At 75.6% G+C, this 14,897-nt stretch carries 11 protein-coding genes; 3 read left to right on the top strand and 8 right to left on the bottom strand.

Annotated elements, in window-relative coordinates; genetic code table 11:
- Positions 1-77: 77 nt before the first annotated feature.
- The 7 genes from fxsT to ABD269_RS30175 all read right to left on the bottom strand — a co-directional run bounded on the left by fxsT (position 78) and on the right by ABD269_RS30175 (position 11,593).
- Entirely contained in the window at positions 78-3,104 is a 3,027-nt protein-coding gene (gene fxsT, locus ABD269_RS30205) for an FxSxx-COOH system tetratricopeptide repeat protein (protein ID WP_344123050.1), read from the bottom strand.
- Between the two features lie 60 nt (positions 3,105-3,164).
- The gene (locus tag ABD269_RS30200) at positions 3,165-4,496 is read right to left on the bottom strand and encodes an aKG-HExxH-type peptide beta-hydroxylase (RefSeq protein ID WP_344123048.1); all 1,332 of its coding nucleotides are present in this window, start codon (positions 4,494-4,496) and stop codon (positions 3,165-3,167) included.
- A gap of 44 nt (positions 4,497-4,540) precedes the next feature.
- Entirely contained in the window at positions 4,541-4,768 is a 228-nt protein-coding gene (locus ABD269_RS30195) for a hypothetical protein (protein WP_344123046.1), read from the bottom strand.
- 102 nt (positions 4,769-4,870) lie between these two features.
- The gene (locus ABD269_RS30190; protein WP_344123044.1) at positions 4,871-7,915 is read right to left on the bottom strand and encodes an SAV_2336 N-terminal domain-related protein; all 3,045 of its coding nucleotides are present in this window, start codon (positions 7,913-7,915) and stop codon (positions 4,871-4,873) included.
- 6 nt (positions 7,916-7,921) lie between these two features.
- Positions 7,922-8,929, bottom strand: a complete 1,008-nt coding sequence (locus tag ABD269_RS30185) for an AAA family ATPase (protein WP_344123042.1) — start codon at positions 8,927-8,929, stop codon at positions 7,922-7,924.
- A gap of 148 nt (positions 8,930-9,077) precedes the next feature.
- Complete coding sequence (locus ABD269_RS30180) at positions 9,078-11,162, bottom strand: VMAP-C domain-containing protein (protein WP_344123040.1); 2,085 nt, start codon at positions 11,160-11,162, stop codon at positions 9,078-9,080.
- Positions 11,163-11,194: 32 nt separating this feature from the next.
- The gene (locus tag ABD269_RS30175; RefSeq protein ID WP_344123038.1) at positions 11,195-11,593 is read right to left on the bottom strand and encodes a CU044_2847 family protein; all 399 of its coding nucleotides are present in this window, start codon (positions 11,591-11,593) and stop codon (positions 11,195-11,197) included.
- Between the two features lie 181 nt (positions 11,594-11,774).
- Between ABD269_RS30175 and ABD269_RS30170 the strand changes: the two genes are divergently transcribed.
- Entirely contained in the window at positions 11,775-11,960 is a 186-nt protein-coding gene (locus ABD269_RS30170) for a DUF6104 family protein (protein ID WP_301892376.1), read from the top strand.
- Positions 11,961-12,013: 53 nt separating this feature from the next.
- On the opposite strand, the gene ABD269_RS30165 is transcribed toward ABD269_RS30170, so the two are convergent.
- Positions 12,014-12,826, bottom strand: a complete 813-nt coding sequence (locus tag ABD269_RS30165) for a hypothetical protein (RefSeq protein WP_344123035.1) — start codon at positions 12,824-12,826, stop codon at positions 12,014-12,016.
- A 141-nt stretch (positions 12,827-12,967) separates the two neighbouring features.
- Between ABD269_RS30165 and ABD269_RS30160 the strand changes: the two genes are divergently transcribed.
- The gene (locus ABD269_RS30160; RefSeq protein ID WP_344123033.1) at positions 12,968-13,840 is read left to right on the top strand and encodes a DUF4097 family beta strand repeat-containing protein; all 873 of its coding nucleotides are present in this window, start codon (positions 12,968-12,970) and stop codon (positions 13,838-13,840) included.
- On the top strand, positions 13,840-14,781 hold the full coding sequence (locus tag ABD269_RS30155; protein ID WP_344123031.1) for a PadR family transcriptional regulator: 942 nt from the start codon (positions 13,840-13,842) through the stop codon (positions 14,779-14,781). The genes ABD269_RS30160 and ABD269_RS30155 overlap by 1 nt, the downstream gene beginning before the upstream one ends.
- Positions 14,782-14,897: the final 116 nt, after the last annotated feature.

Below are 14,897 nucleotides of genomic sequence, written 5' to 3'. Positions count from 1 at the left end.
CCGCGCAATGCATCAAGGACAGGGCCCCCACCGCTGCGGCGGTGGGGGCCCTGTGCCGTCCCCGGCCGGGGCGGCGGTCAGCCCAGGTAGGGCTCGAAGTCCCAGTAGGGGCGGGTGCGCTGGCGGGCGGAGAGGGCGTGCGGGTGCTGGGCGCCCAGGGTGCGGGTGAGCCGCTGGAGGGCGTCCTGCTCGACCTTGGACGCCTCCTCGTGCTCGCGCAGCGCCCTGAGGTCGGCGGCGAGGGCGACCTCGCAGGACAGGGTCAGGGGGTGGTCCTCGCCGAGGACGTGCCGGGCCCGGCGGAGGGTGTCGCGGCTGAGCTCCAGGGCGGCGTCGAGGCGGCCGTTGAAGTTGCGCCCGGCGGCGGCGTTGAGAGCGCAGCCCAGCACCCAGGGGTGCTCGGGGCCGAGGGTCGCGGACAGCCCGGCGTAGGCGGACTCGAACATGGTGAGCGCCTCGGCCCGCTCCCCGGACGCCTGGAGGACGAGCCCGGTGTTGGTGAGCATGCCGGTGGTGACGGGGTGGGCGGGTCCGAGGAGGGCGCGGAAGCCGGCCTCGCCCTCGGCGATGAGGTCGCGGGCGTGGCCGAGGTCGCCGTGCTCGCGGGCGTGGTTGCCGTAGTCGACGACGAGGCCGATGGTGGCGTAGTGGCCGCGCCCGTGCACCTGCTCCATCTGTTCGAGGAGGCTGGCCATGGCGGCGCCCACGTCCTGGAAGCCGCCCGCGCGCCGCTCGCACAGGACGAGGTTGTGGTGGGCGCGCAGGGTCTGCGGGTGCTGGGGGCCGAGGACCTGGAGGTGCATCCGCATGCCGAGCTCCTGGCGAGCCAGCGCGTCGCGATAGCGGCCCATCAGCCGCAGGTCGCGGGCGCAGGAGATGCCGGAGACGAGGGTGGCGGCGTGCCGGGTGCGCAGCAGGGACTCGCGCCTGCGGAGGTTCTCCAGGTCGGTGTCGTACGCCTCGGCGTAGCGGCCCAGCAGTCTGAGGCAGACGCCCAGGTTGTGGTGGGCGTTGAGGGTGAAGTAGTCGTCGGGGCCGAGGAGTTCCCGGGCGGTGTTCAGGACCTCGCGCTGGAGCTGGAGGGCTTCGGTGTACTGGCCGAGGTAGCGCTGGTCGGCGGCGAGGCAGCTGGTCGCGGTCATCAGGACGGTGCCGCCGCCGGGCCGGGGGCCGGCGGGGGTGCTCGCGCGCAGCCGCTCCAGCATGTCCCGGTCGATCTCGTAGGCGGCGCGGAAGACGCCGTACGACCGGAGGATGTTGCCCTGGCGGACGGTGAGGTCGAGCATGCGGGGGTGCTCGGGCGGGAAGAGCTCGGTCCAGCGGGCGCGGACCTGCTCGGCGAGCTCGATGCCGGTGCGGAACTCCCCGCTGCGGTGGCAGTAGTGCAGGCAGTTGAGGACGGTCTCCTGGACCCGCTCGTCGTGGCTGCCGAGGGCGCCGGAGGGCTCCAGGTGCGGGAGGAGCTCGGCGTAGCGCGGCCAGAGCCGGGTGTCCTGCGGGTTGCCGGGGTCGGCGGCGGCGAGCATCCGGCGGACGATGCGGCGGTGTTCGGCCCGCTCCTCGGGTGAGGTGAGGCGGGCGACGATGTCGTGGACGAGCCGGTGCATGCGCACGGACTCCTGCTCGGGGCCCGGCTCGCCGGGGACGGTGCCGCGGATGTCGCGGGTGAAGACCGAGTAGTTGACGAGGGAGTCCAACGCCCGGGTCCAGCTGGGCAGGTCGGTGGCGAGCCAGCTGAGGCTCTCGGGCAGCTCGGCGGGCGGGAGGTGGCGGACGAGGCCGATGGGGATCCGGCCGGGGGCGAAGGAGGTGCACAGGGTGAGGAGTTCGACGGCGTGCGGCTGGGTCTCGCGGAGCCGGTTGATCAGTATCGACCAGGAGGTGAGGGAGGAGCGGGGCACTCCGTCGAAGTCGCCCTGGTCGGCGAGGCCGGAGAGCTCGCCGTCGCGGACCATGCGGAGGTAGTCGGCGACCTCCATGTCGGACTCGCCGAGCCAGGCGGCCGCCTGGACGAGGGCGAGGGGGATGTCGCCGAGCTCGGCGGCGACCTCGGTGGCCTCGTCGGCGGTGATGCGGGGCGCGCGGCGCATCAAGTAGCCGGTGGACTCGTGGCGCTGGAAGCCGGGGACCTCCAGCGGGGTCGCGCCCTGGGTGGTCCAGCTGCGGTTGCGGGAGGTGATCAGCACATGGCCGGGGCCCTCGGGGAGGAGCTCCCCGGCGCCGTCGATGTCGTCCCAGCCGTCGAAGATCAGCAGCCAGCGGCCGTAGGGGTCGCCGCGGCGCAGGGCCTCGCGGACGGCGCGGATGCGCTCGCCGGGCTCGGAGCCGCTGCCGAGGCCCAGCTCGGCGGCGAGTTCGCCGAGGCGCTCGCGCTGGGTGCCGCGCATGTCGGAGTTGACCCACCAGATGACGTCGTAGTCGGAGCTGAAGCGGTGGGCGTACTCGGCGGCGAGCTGGGTCTTGCCGATGCCGGACATGCCGAGCAGCGCGCAGACGGCGGTGCCCTGCTCGGCGTCGGTCAGCTGCTCCTGGAGCTGGTTGAGGAGGTCGTCGCGGCCGGTGAACCGGGCATCGCGGCGCGGCACCTCGCCCCACACGGCCGGCGGGTCGCCCGGGTAGCGGGAGCCGGGGCCGGCGGGAATGCTGCGGCGCGGCGGGCCGGGCGGCAGGCCGAGCCGTCCCAGGAGGCGGCGCTCGGCCTCCTGGGAGCCGATGCCGTAGAGGTCGACGGGCTCCAGCACGGCGGTGGCGGGCAGCAGGGCGCGGTTGGTGAGGCTGACGGCGGCGAACCGCTCGGAGTTGGCGGCGACGATGCCGCGCAGCGCCTCGCTCCACTCGCCGTCGCGGCGCGGGCCCAGCTGGAAGAACCAGTCGCTCAGGACGAGCAGCAGCCGTCCCGAGGCCATCAGCAGGTCGCCGAGGGCGCTCTCCAGGGGGACCTCCCTGCGGGGGTCCCAGCGGTGCAGGGTGACCCGGTGGCCGTGGCTCTCCAGCCGGTGGCCGATCCAGGTGGCCCAGGGCCGGTGGAAGCCGGCGAACACCACGACGAAGTGCTCGCCCGCGGGGCCCGGCCGACTCCGCGCACCACCGGTTGGCTCGCTCATGCGCACGTCCCCTCATTGCTACGCGCCGCGGCGGCCGGGTGGGCCGACACGGCACCAAGATTACCGTATGTCACCGAATGGTGACGGTTCGCCGATGGCCTCGGTTGGCCCGGCGGCCTGCCCCAGGCCCGCGTGGTGCTGTCGCATGCCTGTCGTGAACTCGACGCCCGCGGGGGTGAGTTCATTGGATTCAAGCAGGATGGGCAGGGCTTCCGCGACCTGTCGGCGGTAGGAATCATGACGGGCGCGCGCGGCGGACCGGGCGCCGGGCGGCAGCCCTGCGCGCCCCGCGACGCGACCCCAGAAGTCGGCCAGCGCCAGATGCGCGTAGGTGCCCTGGAGGACACCCGCGAGCGGGCGCGGGTCGGTGCGCCAGGCGACGCGGTGGACGGCGTACGGACCGGCGTGGTGCAGCGGCAACAGGTCGTGGAGGACCGCCAGTTTGCCGTGCTGGGTCTCGTGGACGAGCACGGCTGCGAGGTCGGCGGCGGTGTCCGGCAGCGTGGCGAGGACGGCGCCGGGCGCCGCCCGGAAGGTCGCGCTCACCCCGCGCGCCCCCTGGCCGTACGGGCCGGTGCGGGCGAGCGGGACCAGGCAGCGCAGGAGGGCCGTGGTCTCCGCGGCGCGCTGCGGGTCGATGGCACGCAGCAGGGCGAGGGCGGAGCGCCACCGCCGGAGCCAGGGTTCGGCGCCGGTCGCGGAGCGGGGCGCGGGAGGCAGCGCGGCGCGGCCGATGCCCTCGGGCGGGGCGCGGTAGGGGTCGAGGTCGTCCAGGAGTGCGGTGGTGCCGGGCAGTCGGCGCAGGCCGCGCCAGCCGGGGCCGGTGCCGTGGATCCGGCCGCCGGTGCGCAGCAGGACCGCCCCGGCGCCCCTCCCCCCGGGCCTCAGGTGCACGGTGTGCGCGCGGGCGGTGAGCCGCACGGCGGGGGCGGGGGTCGCGAGGACGCCGATGCCGGGCAGGGCGAGCAGGCCGTCCCGGGGGCCGAGGGTGAGGGTGAAGGGGGTGCCCGCGCGGAGCGCGGCCGCGGCGGCCACGGAGCCGAAGTGGTCCAGGCGACAGGTCAGTTCGATGCCGGTGGGGGCCGCCAGGGTGCGGGCCAGCCAGGTGCCGACGGTGGGGTAGTCCAGGGTGTCGTGGACGGCGGCGGGGTCGTGGCCCTCGGCGCGCTCCAGCAGCCGCCAGTGCTCCTCGAAGCGCGCGCGGACGGCGGCGGGCACGCTCTCCGCGCTCCGGTCCAGCGCGGCCAGCAGGGACTTGAGGAGGATCAGGCGGCGGCTGCGCCGGCCGCGGAGCAGGAGGTCGAGGTCGGCGGGGGCGGAGCGGGTGCGGGCGAGGCGCGCCAGGGCCGCCGGCGCGGGCACCCCGTTCGCTTCGACGTGCCGCACGGTCATCCCGGCTTCCCCACTCCCCCATGTCGTCCGGATCCGGTCCCGCTTCAACGCCTTTCGGGCACCCGCCTTCCGGTCGCGTCCGAGCCGTCCGAGTACCAGGTCCCCTCGAATTCGCCCGGGTCGAGCAGGACTTCCTCGACGGCGATACCGAGGGCGGTGTCTTCGGTGTGGCGCAGGGTCCGCAGGTCGATGCCGGTGAGGTCGGGCACCGTCGGCACCCGTTCCGCGGCGTCCGCCGAGACGGCCGCCGCGGTGCGCTTGAGCTTCGGCACTCTGTGCTCCTCCCTGCCGCCCTCCACCGGCCCGTGGCCCCCGCGGCTGCACGGTTCTTCCCGGGGGCCGTCGGGCGGAAACCCGTTCGGGTGGCGTTCCGGTCACGGTCCTGTCAGGCGCGCCACGCTCTCCCGTGTCTCCTGGACCTCGGCCCAGGGGACCTCGGCGAGCCGGGCGGTGAGGTCGCTCCACTCCCGCGCGGCCTCGCGGTAGGCGGCGAGGGCCGCCCGTGGCTGTCCCATGCGTTCGAGCACCTCGCCGTGGCGGTGGGCGGCGCGTGCGGCGAGCACCGAGCCGGGCACGCCGCCGCCTGCGCGCCGGGCCTCGCCCACCGCCGAGGCGAAGGCGGCGGCCACGCTGTCGAGGGATGCGGGGCCGCTGCGGTCGTGCAGGGTGAGCCGGGTCGTGCCCAGCTCCAGCCAGGCCTCGGCGCGGGTGCGGGCGTCGGGGGCGTGGCGGGCGGCCTGTTCCAGCAGGTGTTCGCTCTCGTAGAGGTCGGGCAGGAAAATCTGCCGGTCGAAGCGGAGGGCGAGCGCGCGCCCGAGGAGCAGTTGGAGGCGGGGCCGCCCCGGGTCCCGGCCGGGGCTGATCGCGAAGGCCTCCCGGAGCACGGGCTCGGCCCGCGCGAGCGCCTCGGAGGCGGGGTCGAGGCGTGCGCGGCGCAGCAGCGACTCGCCCCATTCGGTGAGGAGCGCGCAACGCCAGGGGCTGTAGGGGCCGGTGAGGTCGACGGCCGCGGTGTAGGCGTCGTCGGCCCCGGCCCAGGACTCCGCGGCTGTGCGGGCCCGGGCCAGCTCGGTGAGGCGGCGCAGGCGCAGCGGGTCGTCGGCGGCGAGGTGTCCGGCGCGGTCGAGGACGGCGAGGGTCTCCTCGGTGGGCGCGGCGGAGAGCCGCAGCGCGGTGGCGAGGTCGAGGAGGGCGGCGCACAGCTGGGGTTCGGGGGCGTCCTCGTCTTCCAGGAGGCCGCAGGCGGCCCGGAGTTCGGCGGCTGCCCCGGTGGCGTACGGGCGGGGGTCGGGCGCGGCCTGGGCGAGGGCGAGGAGGACGCGGCCGAGGCGCAGCGTGCGGGTGGGGTCGTCGGCGGGGAGGGCGCGCAGGGCGCGTTCGGCGGCGAGCAGGTGGGCGGTGTCCCCGTCGTCCTGCCAGCGGGCGTGGTGGGCGGAGGCGAGTTCGAGCGCGGAGTCGGTGTGCGGGGTACTGCCGGGCTCGGCGTGGTCGTGGGCCTCGGTGAGCAGGGCGACCGCCTCCGTCAGGGTCGCGGTGCGGGCGGTGGGGTCGCGGCGTACGGCCTCGGTGCCGGCGAGGGCCCGGAGGATGCCGCCGAGCACGAGGCGGCCGCGGATGCCCTCGGGGGCGCCCGCGGGGCGGCGGGCGTAGGGCGTGGCGTGCTCGCGGGCCTCGTGGAGGAGGGTGGGGTCGGCCTGGAGGTGCCAGAGCCGCAGCAGGCGCTCCGCCTCGCCGAGTTCACCCCTCTCGCCGGCGTCGGCGGGCAGGGGCTGGTACCAGCGCACCACGCGGGCGGGGACCTTCGCGAAGAGCTCGGGCTCGGTGCCCGCGCCGTCCTCGTCGGCGTCCGGCCGTTGTCCGTCGAGCGGTTCGGCGGTGCGGTGGGAGAGCTGGGCGACGGCGAGCGCGGAGAAGTTGCGGGCGCCCTTGCCGAAGTGCCGTTCGACGAATTCGGAGCAGTGTTTGAGGACGAGGGCGGCGGCGCCCTGGTCGAGGGAGTGCAGCAGCAGCTCCCGTACGCCGTCGACGAATTCGTAGGAGTGCCCGATGCCGGGCTCCGGGCCGGGCAGTTGCCACAGCAGGCCGCCGAGCAGCACCTCGGCCAGTTCCATGGGGCCGGTGTCGGGCAGCATGGCGCGCTGCACCACCTGCATCACGGGCAGGGCCAGCGGCACGGCGGCGAGGTGCACGGCCAGGCGCAGTGCGCCCGGGGAGGCGCCGGCGCGGAAGGCCCTGAGCAGTTCGTCGGCGGTCGGCTCGGGGCCCGTGCCGGGGGTGGGGCCGGGGAGCGCGGGGTGGTGCGGGAGTACCCAGCCCGCGGCGCCGCGGACAGTGGTGCGGCCGGGCCCGGAGAGCAGCCGGGCCCAGGTGCCGAGTGCCTCGCGGGTGGGCAGCAGCACGGGGACGGGCAGGGCACCGGGCGCGGGCCGGGGGCCGTAGCCCTCGGGGTCGAAGGCGAGCCTGCCGCCGGAGGCGGGGTCGCGGGTCAGCAGCCCGGCGTCGGCGGGCAGGGCGGTGCGCGGCCACAGGCGGGGCGGCAGGGGCTGGACGACGGCGAGCGGCGAGGCGGGCGACCAGTGGTGGAGGAGCCGTTGGGCCCGGCCCTCCTGCCACAGCGGTCCCACGCAGTCGCTGATGACGAGGGTGAGGCGGCGGCCGGTGGGGTCGCGGAACTGGTCGGCGGGGCGCGGGTGGTGGGCGCTGCCGGGCCCCCGGCCGGGGACGGCGGAGGTGCCGATCAGGGGGGTGCCGTCGGCGGCCCGGTGCAGATAGCGCACCTGGACGTCGCTGAAGACGCCCAACTGGGCGCAGGTCTGGCGCAGTTCCTCCAGCATCCGCTCCCAGACGACCATGGAGGGGGAGACGTCCATGAGCAGCTGGATGGCGGCGGCCCGGCGCCCGCCCCTGCGGTAGAGGGGGTCGAGTACCCCGGTGCGGGCCGCCTGGTCGGCGGTGGCGTCCTCGTCGAGGGGGCCGCGCGGGGGCGTCGCGAGCGGGCGGTAGCCGCGCAGGGGCCGCAGGGCCCGCTGGAGGTCGAGGAGGCCGGGCAGCGACGCGGCCATGGGCACCCGTACGGGGAAGGCGTCGGCACCGTCCCGGGCCCGCCGGCCCGGGTGCCGGCCGCTCTCCGCGTACAGCGCCACGGGGCCGGAGCGCTCGGCGTGCCGTACGGGCCGGCGGTCCGTACCGGGCGCCGGGGGCGCGTCGGCCGCGGGTGCGGTGGTCTCCGCGGCCCGCGGCCCGCTGCGGGCCGGCGCGTCGCCGGGCCGCGGCCCGGGTTCACTGCCAGGGGGGCTGGCCGGGGTGACCCACTGGGCCAGCCAGACCGCGTCGGCTATCTCCTCGGGCGTGAGGTCCCAGGGCACGGCCCGCAGGCGGGCGATCAGTTGCCCCAGCCGTGGGTCGGGGGGCGCCGTCATACCTCATCACCTCGGACGGTCCAGTGGCTGCATCAGCATGTCGGCGAGCCGGTCGCGCGTGACCCGTTCGGCACGGGGGGTGTGCTGGGTGAGGAAGAGGGCGTTGAGGAGCTGGTCGGCGGCGATGACCTCGCCGGGCTCCCGGTCGAGGAAGCGCTGGATGAGCTCGCCGCCCTCGCCGACCGCCTCGTCGCCGAGGTGGGCTCTGACCATCGCGGTGAGCTGCTCCTCGCCCGGCGGTTCGAGGTCGAGCTGGATGCAGCGGCGCAACAGGGCGGCGGGGAAGTCGCGTTCGCCGTTGGAGGTCAGCACGATCAGCGGGAAGGTGGTGCAGCGCACCCGGCCGCCGCTGATCACGGCCCGCCCGCCGTCGTCGGTGAGCACCTCCACCTCGGGCTCGCGGTCGGCGATGCGCTCCAGCTCCGGGAGCGTGAACTCGCCCTCCTCCAGGGCATTGAGCAGGTCGTTGGGCAGGTCGAGGTCGCCCTTGTCGAGCTCGTCGACGAGCAGCACCCGCGGCCGGGCGGCGGGCAGCAGGGCGGTGCCGAGGGGGCCGAGGCGGACGTACGACCCGATGGACCGGCGCCCGCCGTCGTCCGCGCCCCCGGCCCGCTCCAGCTGGACGTCCTGGAGGCGGGCGATCGCGTCGTAGCGGTAGAGGCCGTCGTGGAGAGCGGAGCGGCTCACGATGGGCCAGCGGAGCACCCGGCCGAGGCCGAGCTCGTGGGCGACGGCGTGGGCGAGGGTGGACTTGCCGGTGCCGGGGTTGCCGGTGACCAGGAGCGGGCGGCGGAGGTAGAGGGCGGCGTTGACGGCCTCCACCTCGTCGGGGCGCGGGTGGTGGTTCTCCACCAGCCGGCGCAGCACGCCGAGCCTGCGGGCGGCGCTCGGGTCGCTGTCGGCGCCCGTGTCGGGGCCGGAGGAGGCGAAGTCGCGCCAGGGCGGGGGCGGCGGCAGGTGCCGTATCCCGTCGTGCGGCAGGCCCGCTCCCCGGTAGATGCGCCAGTCGTTCACGCCGGTCTCCTCACAGCTGGTGGTGTCACCCTGCGGCCTGCTGTGCCGGGCGCCCCGCCCGGCCCCGGTCCCCGCTCGAAGGTACCGTCACGGCCCCGGGCCGCCGGGGCCCGGCACAGTCTCCTGTCACGTGCTTGACGCCCCGTCATCACGGCGGTCCGGGGCGGGGTGCGGGCGCGTACAGCGGGAGTTCGGGCAGCGGCGGGTGGTCCGGCGAGTCGAAGAGCAGGGCAATCGACCGCGCCCAGAGGACCTCGGGGTCGGGGTACTCGGGGTCGCCGTTGCGGATGCGGAGGCTGCGGATGCGCCGGTGCAGCCCGTCCGCGGTCTTGGCCTCGCACACGAGTTCAGACACATGACGATGAAATTCGGCGCAATCCGTATGTCCGATGGCGCATCTGCGCCAGATCACGACCGCGTGTCCGGCGGCCAGCGCGGCCTCCATCGCGGCGGCCCCCGGCCCGGACGCGACCGGCCCGCAGTAGACGGGCACGGCGCTGTCCTCGGCGCCGGACAGCCGGTCGTAGACGGCGTGGCCGCTCTCCCGCCCGGGCCCGTCGTGCCCCCGCAGCGGTGCCTCGCGGCGCAGCGGCACGGCGGTCAGCGGGCCGCGCGCGGTGCCGCTCCAGCGGCGCCGCCACTCGGGGCTCGCGGGGTGGTCGCGCCGCCGCCGGTCGCGCAGCACGACGACGCGGCGCTGGCCCAGCGGCAGGGTGTCGGGGTCCAGGAAGGTCTCGGGGGCGCCGGGCGGGCAGAGCCGCCAGGCGTCCAGGGGCTCGTCCAGGAGTTCGCGCGGCACGATGGCCTCGACGGCGGCCAGGTGCTCGCCCACGTCGCCCTGGCGCACGGCCGCGGCGATCGGCTCGCGCAGGGCCTCGCACAACTCTGCCCGGATGACGCCCTGTTCGTCCTCGCGCAGCGTGACGAGGTCGTCCTCGCGGAGCAGCCTGACGCGCCAGGTGTACTTGTCGCCGTAGAGGAGGGGGTCTATCTCCACGAGCACGTCGGCGCGGGCGCGGGCGTCCGGCACGTCCGGCTCGACCTTGCGGCGCTCGGGCTTGCGCAGCTCGACGGTGCCGGGCGCCGGGTGCTCGCGGGGCTCCTGCGGGTCGTCGGCGCCGCCGTGCAGGATCTGGCCGATCTCCTCCCGTATGACGGGCTGGATCGGCTCCTCGCGCCCGGTCAGCCAGCCGCTCAGCTCGCGCAGCGGCGCCTCGTCGGCGGGCAGTCCGGCGCGGCTGACGGCGGCGGCGACGCGCGCCGCGTAGAGCAGCACGGCCTCCAGCTCCAGGTCCCGCTCGGGCGCGCGGCCCTCGTCGTCCCGGAGGTCGTAGAGCAGGCCCACGCCCTCCCGCCAGGTGCGCGGGTCGTGCTCGATGCCTGGCTGGTACGGGGCCTGGATCATCCGGCGCTTGACCTCGTCGACGAGCGCCATGACCTCGCCGGGCGTGCCGGGCGGCGACAGCTCGGCGAGCCGCGCGAAGAGGTGCGTGCGCAGGACCGGTGTGAAGCCGCCCGCCCCGGCGGGCCGCAGGGCGTGCTGGAAACCGGTCCAGCTGCCGCCCGTGCCGACCGTGCGGTAGCGGCGCAGGTGGTGCAGGTCGTGGGCGCGGATCAGCGCGTGCAGCCGGTCCCTGCCGGGCCGTTCGTTGGCCATCCGGCGCAGCGCGGTGACGGGGACCGCGAGCCCGGCGGTGTCCTGACCGCGCCCCTTGCACACCCCGACGACGGCGCCGCGCGCCACATCCACGACGGGCCCGCCCGAGCACCCGGCGACGGGTATCTCGCCCCGCAGGAGCATGGCGCTGCCCTCGGGCCCGTCGGTGCCGCTGGCCGTGCCGGTGCCGGAGCGCAGGGCCAGGTCGCCGGTCTCCGTCGACCACCCGTGCAGGCTGATCCGGGCGGGCACGACGGCCGAACGGTCGCTGAGCCACAGGCACTCGGCGTCCTGGCCGCCGTCCACCTCGACCAGGGCCAGGTCGGGCAGCTTCCAGCTGCGGGGCGGGCGGTCGGGGTCGTCGGGCGGTGGCAGCACGAGGGCGACGCGGCCCTCGGTGGTGTGCTCGCGCGAGTCGGTGATGTCGATGGCCGCAGCGCCGCTCAGCACGTCACCACCCCCGTTCGCCACCACATGGGCGCAGGTCAGCACCCAGCCGGGGGCGACGAAGAACCCGCTGCCCCAGAACCGGGCACCGCTCGGGTCATACCCGCCGCCCGGCGCGGAAATGCGCACGACGGACCGGCGTACGGTCCCGTCCAGGGCGCTCAAGGAGCACTGGGGGTAGCGGGCGGCTCCGCGGTCGCGGGCGGTGGCTCCCCGCGCTCCGACCAGGTGAGCGAGACGGTGATCGACGCCTTGCCCTCCCCGTCGGCGAGGAGGCTGATGACGTGGCCCGCCTTCGCGGACAGCTCGATGCCGAACTCGACCGTGACCTCCTGCGGCGCGACGGCCGCGAGCGCCGGGCGCAGGGAGCCGACGACGCCCCGTACGACATCGGTCAGACCGCCCGCGAGCCCCGCGACGCGCCGGGCGGCGCCCCCGGCGCTCGAGTCCTCGTACCCCCCGGCGCGGTCGCCGGGCCGGTCCAGTTCCTGCGCCTCGCTGATCCGCGCCCAGACGACCGTGCCGTCGTCCAGGCGGACCTGAGTGATCCCGTCGGCCACGCGCCGCCCCCGATCCCCGCATCGTGTTGCAGCAGGCTAGCCCTCGGGCGGGACGGGCGCGAGAGGCCGTGGCCAAGGCCCCGCCTATCCTGGGCAGGAATGCAGTTATGCCCCTGGCAGGCGCCGGGCACTCCTGCTGTCGACCTCTTGTTGACCCCGACTATCCCTGACGGAGAGCACGTTGTACTTCACCGACCGCGGCATCGAGGAGCTCGAGAACCGGCGTGGCGAGGAGGAGGTCTCCCTCGGCTGGGTCGCCGAGCGCCTCCGCGAGTTCGTCGACCTCAACCCGGACTTCGAGGTCCCGGTGGAGCGCCTGGCGACGTGGCTGGCCCGCCTGGACGACGAGGACGACGACGACCTGTAGGGCCGTCCCGCCGGTGACCATGAGGCCCCGGGGTCCCGGGGCCTCCTCATGGCTCAGACCCGCTCGCGCCACCAGTCGTACGCGAGCGTGAGCGCCCCGTCCAGCGCCAGCACCCCGCCCGCCGTCGCCCAGCCGCGGCGCCCGGACCGGCGCGCCCAGCAGGCCAGCGACAGCCCCGCCACCACCTCCGTGGCGCCCAGCGCCCGCGCCCGGGGCCCGCGCGTCCACGTCCCGAAGAACCCGCGCTCGGCCGCGTCGAGCCCGGACCGCACCGCCTCCCGCCACCCCGGCCAGTCGACCGCCTCCGCGACGGGGGCCGCGGCCGCGCGCAGCCGGGCGGCGCTCACCCCCGGCGCGAGGCCGGACGGCAGCGTGAGGCCCGTACGGGAGAGCACCGCGATCAGGCCGAGCACCCGCGCGGCGGCGTCCGCGTCGGAGTCGGGCCGGGTGAGCTCGTCGAGCGCGGCCCCGTCGAGCACCGGGTCGAGGCCGACCCGGGCGCGCAGGGAGGCCATGGCGCTCTCCTCGCCGATCGGGGTGCCGTCGGCGGCCCAGGTGTAGCCGACCGTACGGCGGAAGCCCGCCGCCACCACGAAGCCCGCGTCGCCCGCGTCCCACCACAGCCCGACCACCGGCCAGGTCTCGGCCACGGCCAGCGCGTGCGCCCAGCCCGCCGCGGCGGCGGCCGGGTCGGTGTCCTCGGAGCGCCAGGAGTCCTCGCCGGGGATCAGCGCGCTCCAGCCTTCGCCCGCGGGGGCGAGGAGCAGTGGTTCGTTCAGGAGCTGCGCGGAGGGACGGACGCGGTCGGGCTCGGCCCGGCAGAGCAGCAGAACCCCGGCCGCGCGGCTGTGATCAGTTGCGGACATGCGACAACGCTATGCCACGGGGAAGGCACTTGACTTCACGAGACCGCGATATATCGTGTTTGGCAGAGACGCGATAGGTTGCGTTCAGCTCCATGTCGCGACAGTCGCGACGGTCGAGTCATGACATCAAGGAGGCCCGGCATGCCGGCCCAGTCGAAGTGGTCACTGTCCACGCCGCAGAAAGTCACCTTCGAGGAGCCGGTCACGGCTCTCGCCGTCCGGATCATCGGCGGCACGGTCAATGTCGTGGGCGACGCCACCGGGCCCGCCCGGCTGGAGCTCTCCGAGATCGACGGCCGGCCGCTGACCGTCACCCTCGACGAAGGCGCCCTCACCGTCGCCTACGACGACCTCCCCTGGAAGAACCTCACGACGTGGTTCTCCCGCAAGAGCTGGCACCGCACCGCCACCGTCACCCTCACCGTGCCGACCGGCACCGACGTCGAGGTCGGCGTCGCCGGGGCGAGCGCCGTCGTCTCCAATGTCACCGGGCGCACGGCCGTCCGCAGCGTCAGCGGCGACGTCACCCTCGTCGGCATCACCGGACCGGTCCGGGCCGAGACCGTCTCCGGGCTGCTGGAGGCCCAAGGGATCGGCGGCGACCTGCAGTTCAAGTCCGTCTCCGGCGACCTCACCCTCGTCGAGAGCTCGGGCGGCACGGTCAGGGCCGACTCCATCAGCGGCGACGTGGTCGTCGACCTCTCCCCCGCCGTCCCCGGCCCCTCCCTCGTGCTCGGCACCGTCTCCGGCGACGTCGCCATCCGCCTCCCGAACACCGTGGACGCCGAGGTGGACGCCAACACCACCAGCGGCGCGCTCTCCTGCGGCTTCGGGGAGCTGCACGTCAGCAGCCAGTTCGGCGCCAAGAAGATCACCGGCAGGCTCGGCGCGGGCCGCGGCAGCCTCAAGGTCACCAGCGTCTCCGGCGCGGTCGCACTGCTGCGCCGCCCGGAGACCGACGACTGGACCCAGGCCGGCCCCACCGACAGCACCCCCCAGGGAAAGGTCCTCTGATGCCCCCCGTCTTCGCCCACGGCAGGCTGCGGCTCTATCTGCTCAAGCTCCTCGACGAGTCGCCCCGCCACGGCTACGAGATCATCCGGCTGCTGGAGGAGCGCTTCCAGGGGCTGTACGCGCCCTCGGCCGGCACCGTCTACCCGCGCCTCGCCAAGCTGGAGGCCGAGGGCCTGGTCACCCACTCCACCGAGGGCGGCCGCAAGGTCTACTCCCTCACCCCCTCCGGCCGGGCCGAACTCGCCGACCGCCAGGGCGAGCTGGCCGAGCTGGAACTCGACATCCGCGAGTCCGTCTCCACGCTCGCCGCCGACATCCGCGAGGACGTCCGCGGCGCGGCGGGCGACCTGCGGCGCGAGATGCTCGAAGCGGCCCGCCGCAGCCGCACCACCGGCAAGGAACCCGTCGATTTCCTCGGCGGCGCGTTCGGTGACACCGAGGCGTGGCGACAGGCCAAGGAGGAGTTCCGGCACGCGAAGGAGGAGTGGAAGGAGCAGGCCCGCCGGGCGAAGGAGGAGAGCCGCCGCGCCCGCCAGGACGCGCAGCAGGCCCGCCGCCAGGCGAAGCAGGCGCAGGACCACGCGCGCGAGGAGGTCCGCCGCATCTCCCAGCGCGTGCAGGAGGAGGTCCAGGAGCACGTCCGCCACGGCGACTGGCCCAAGGGCATCGCCGAGGGCATCACCGCCCTCACCCAGGAACTGGGCAACCTCACCGGGGGCCGCCCGGCGCCGCCCGCGCCGCCGGAGTGGGCGGCATCCTCAGACGCGCTCTCCAAGGACCCGGCCCGCGACCTGGACCGCCTCCTCGACCGCTTCCGCGACGACATCCGCGACGCGGCGCGCGATCATGGGGTGACGGTGGATCAACTGGCCGCTTCCCGCGAGGCTTTGGCGGAGGCGGCGGCGCGCATCACGTCGGTACTGACGCCACCGCGGCCCTGAGGGGCGTTTTTTGTTCCCCAGCCCCGCCCCTTCCCGAAACTGGGGGCTCCGCCCCCAGACCCCCGGGGGTGCGCAATTCAGCCCGTCCGGCGTTTGAGGACAGCGCGCGAAGCGTG

The organism is Streptomyces blastmyceticus (genome assembly GCF_039521185.1).
Taxonomy (GTDB): Bacteria; Actinomycetota; Actinomycetes; order Streptomycetales; family Streptomycetaceae; genus Streptomyces; species Streptomyces blastmyceticus.
This window is presented reverse-complemented; position numbering and strand designations above follow the sequence as displayed.

Bases quoted from the DNA above. Each gene is read 5' to 3' on its own strand.
- fxsT (WP_344123050.1), bottom strand. From the start codon at position 3,104: ATGAGCGAGCCAACCGGTGGTGCGCGGAGTCGGCCGGGCCCCGCGGGC.
- ABD269_RS30200 (WP_344123048.1), bottom strand. From the start codon at position 4,496: ATGACCGTGCGGCACGTCGAAGCGAACGGGGTGCCCGCGCCGGCGGCC.
- ABD269_RS30190 (WP_344123044.1), bottom strand. From the start codon at position 7,915: ATGACGGCGCCCCCCGACCCACGGCTGGGGCAACTGATCGCCCGCCTG.
- ABD269_RS30165 (WP_344123035.1), bottom strand. From the start codon at position 12,826: ATGTCCGCAACTGATCACAGCCGCGCGGCCGGGGTTCTGCTGCTCTGC.
- ABD269_RS30160 (WP_344123033.1), top strand. From the start codon at position 12,968: ATGCCGGCCCAGTCGAAGTGGTCACTGTCCACGCCGCAGAAAGTCACC.
- ABD269_RS30155 (WP_344123031.1), top strand. From the start codon at position 13,840: ATGCCCCCCGTCTTCGCCCACGGCAGGCTGCGGCTCTATCTGCTCAAG.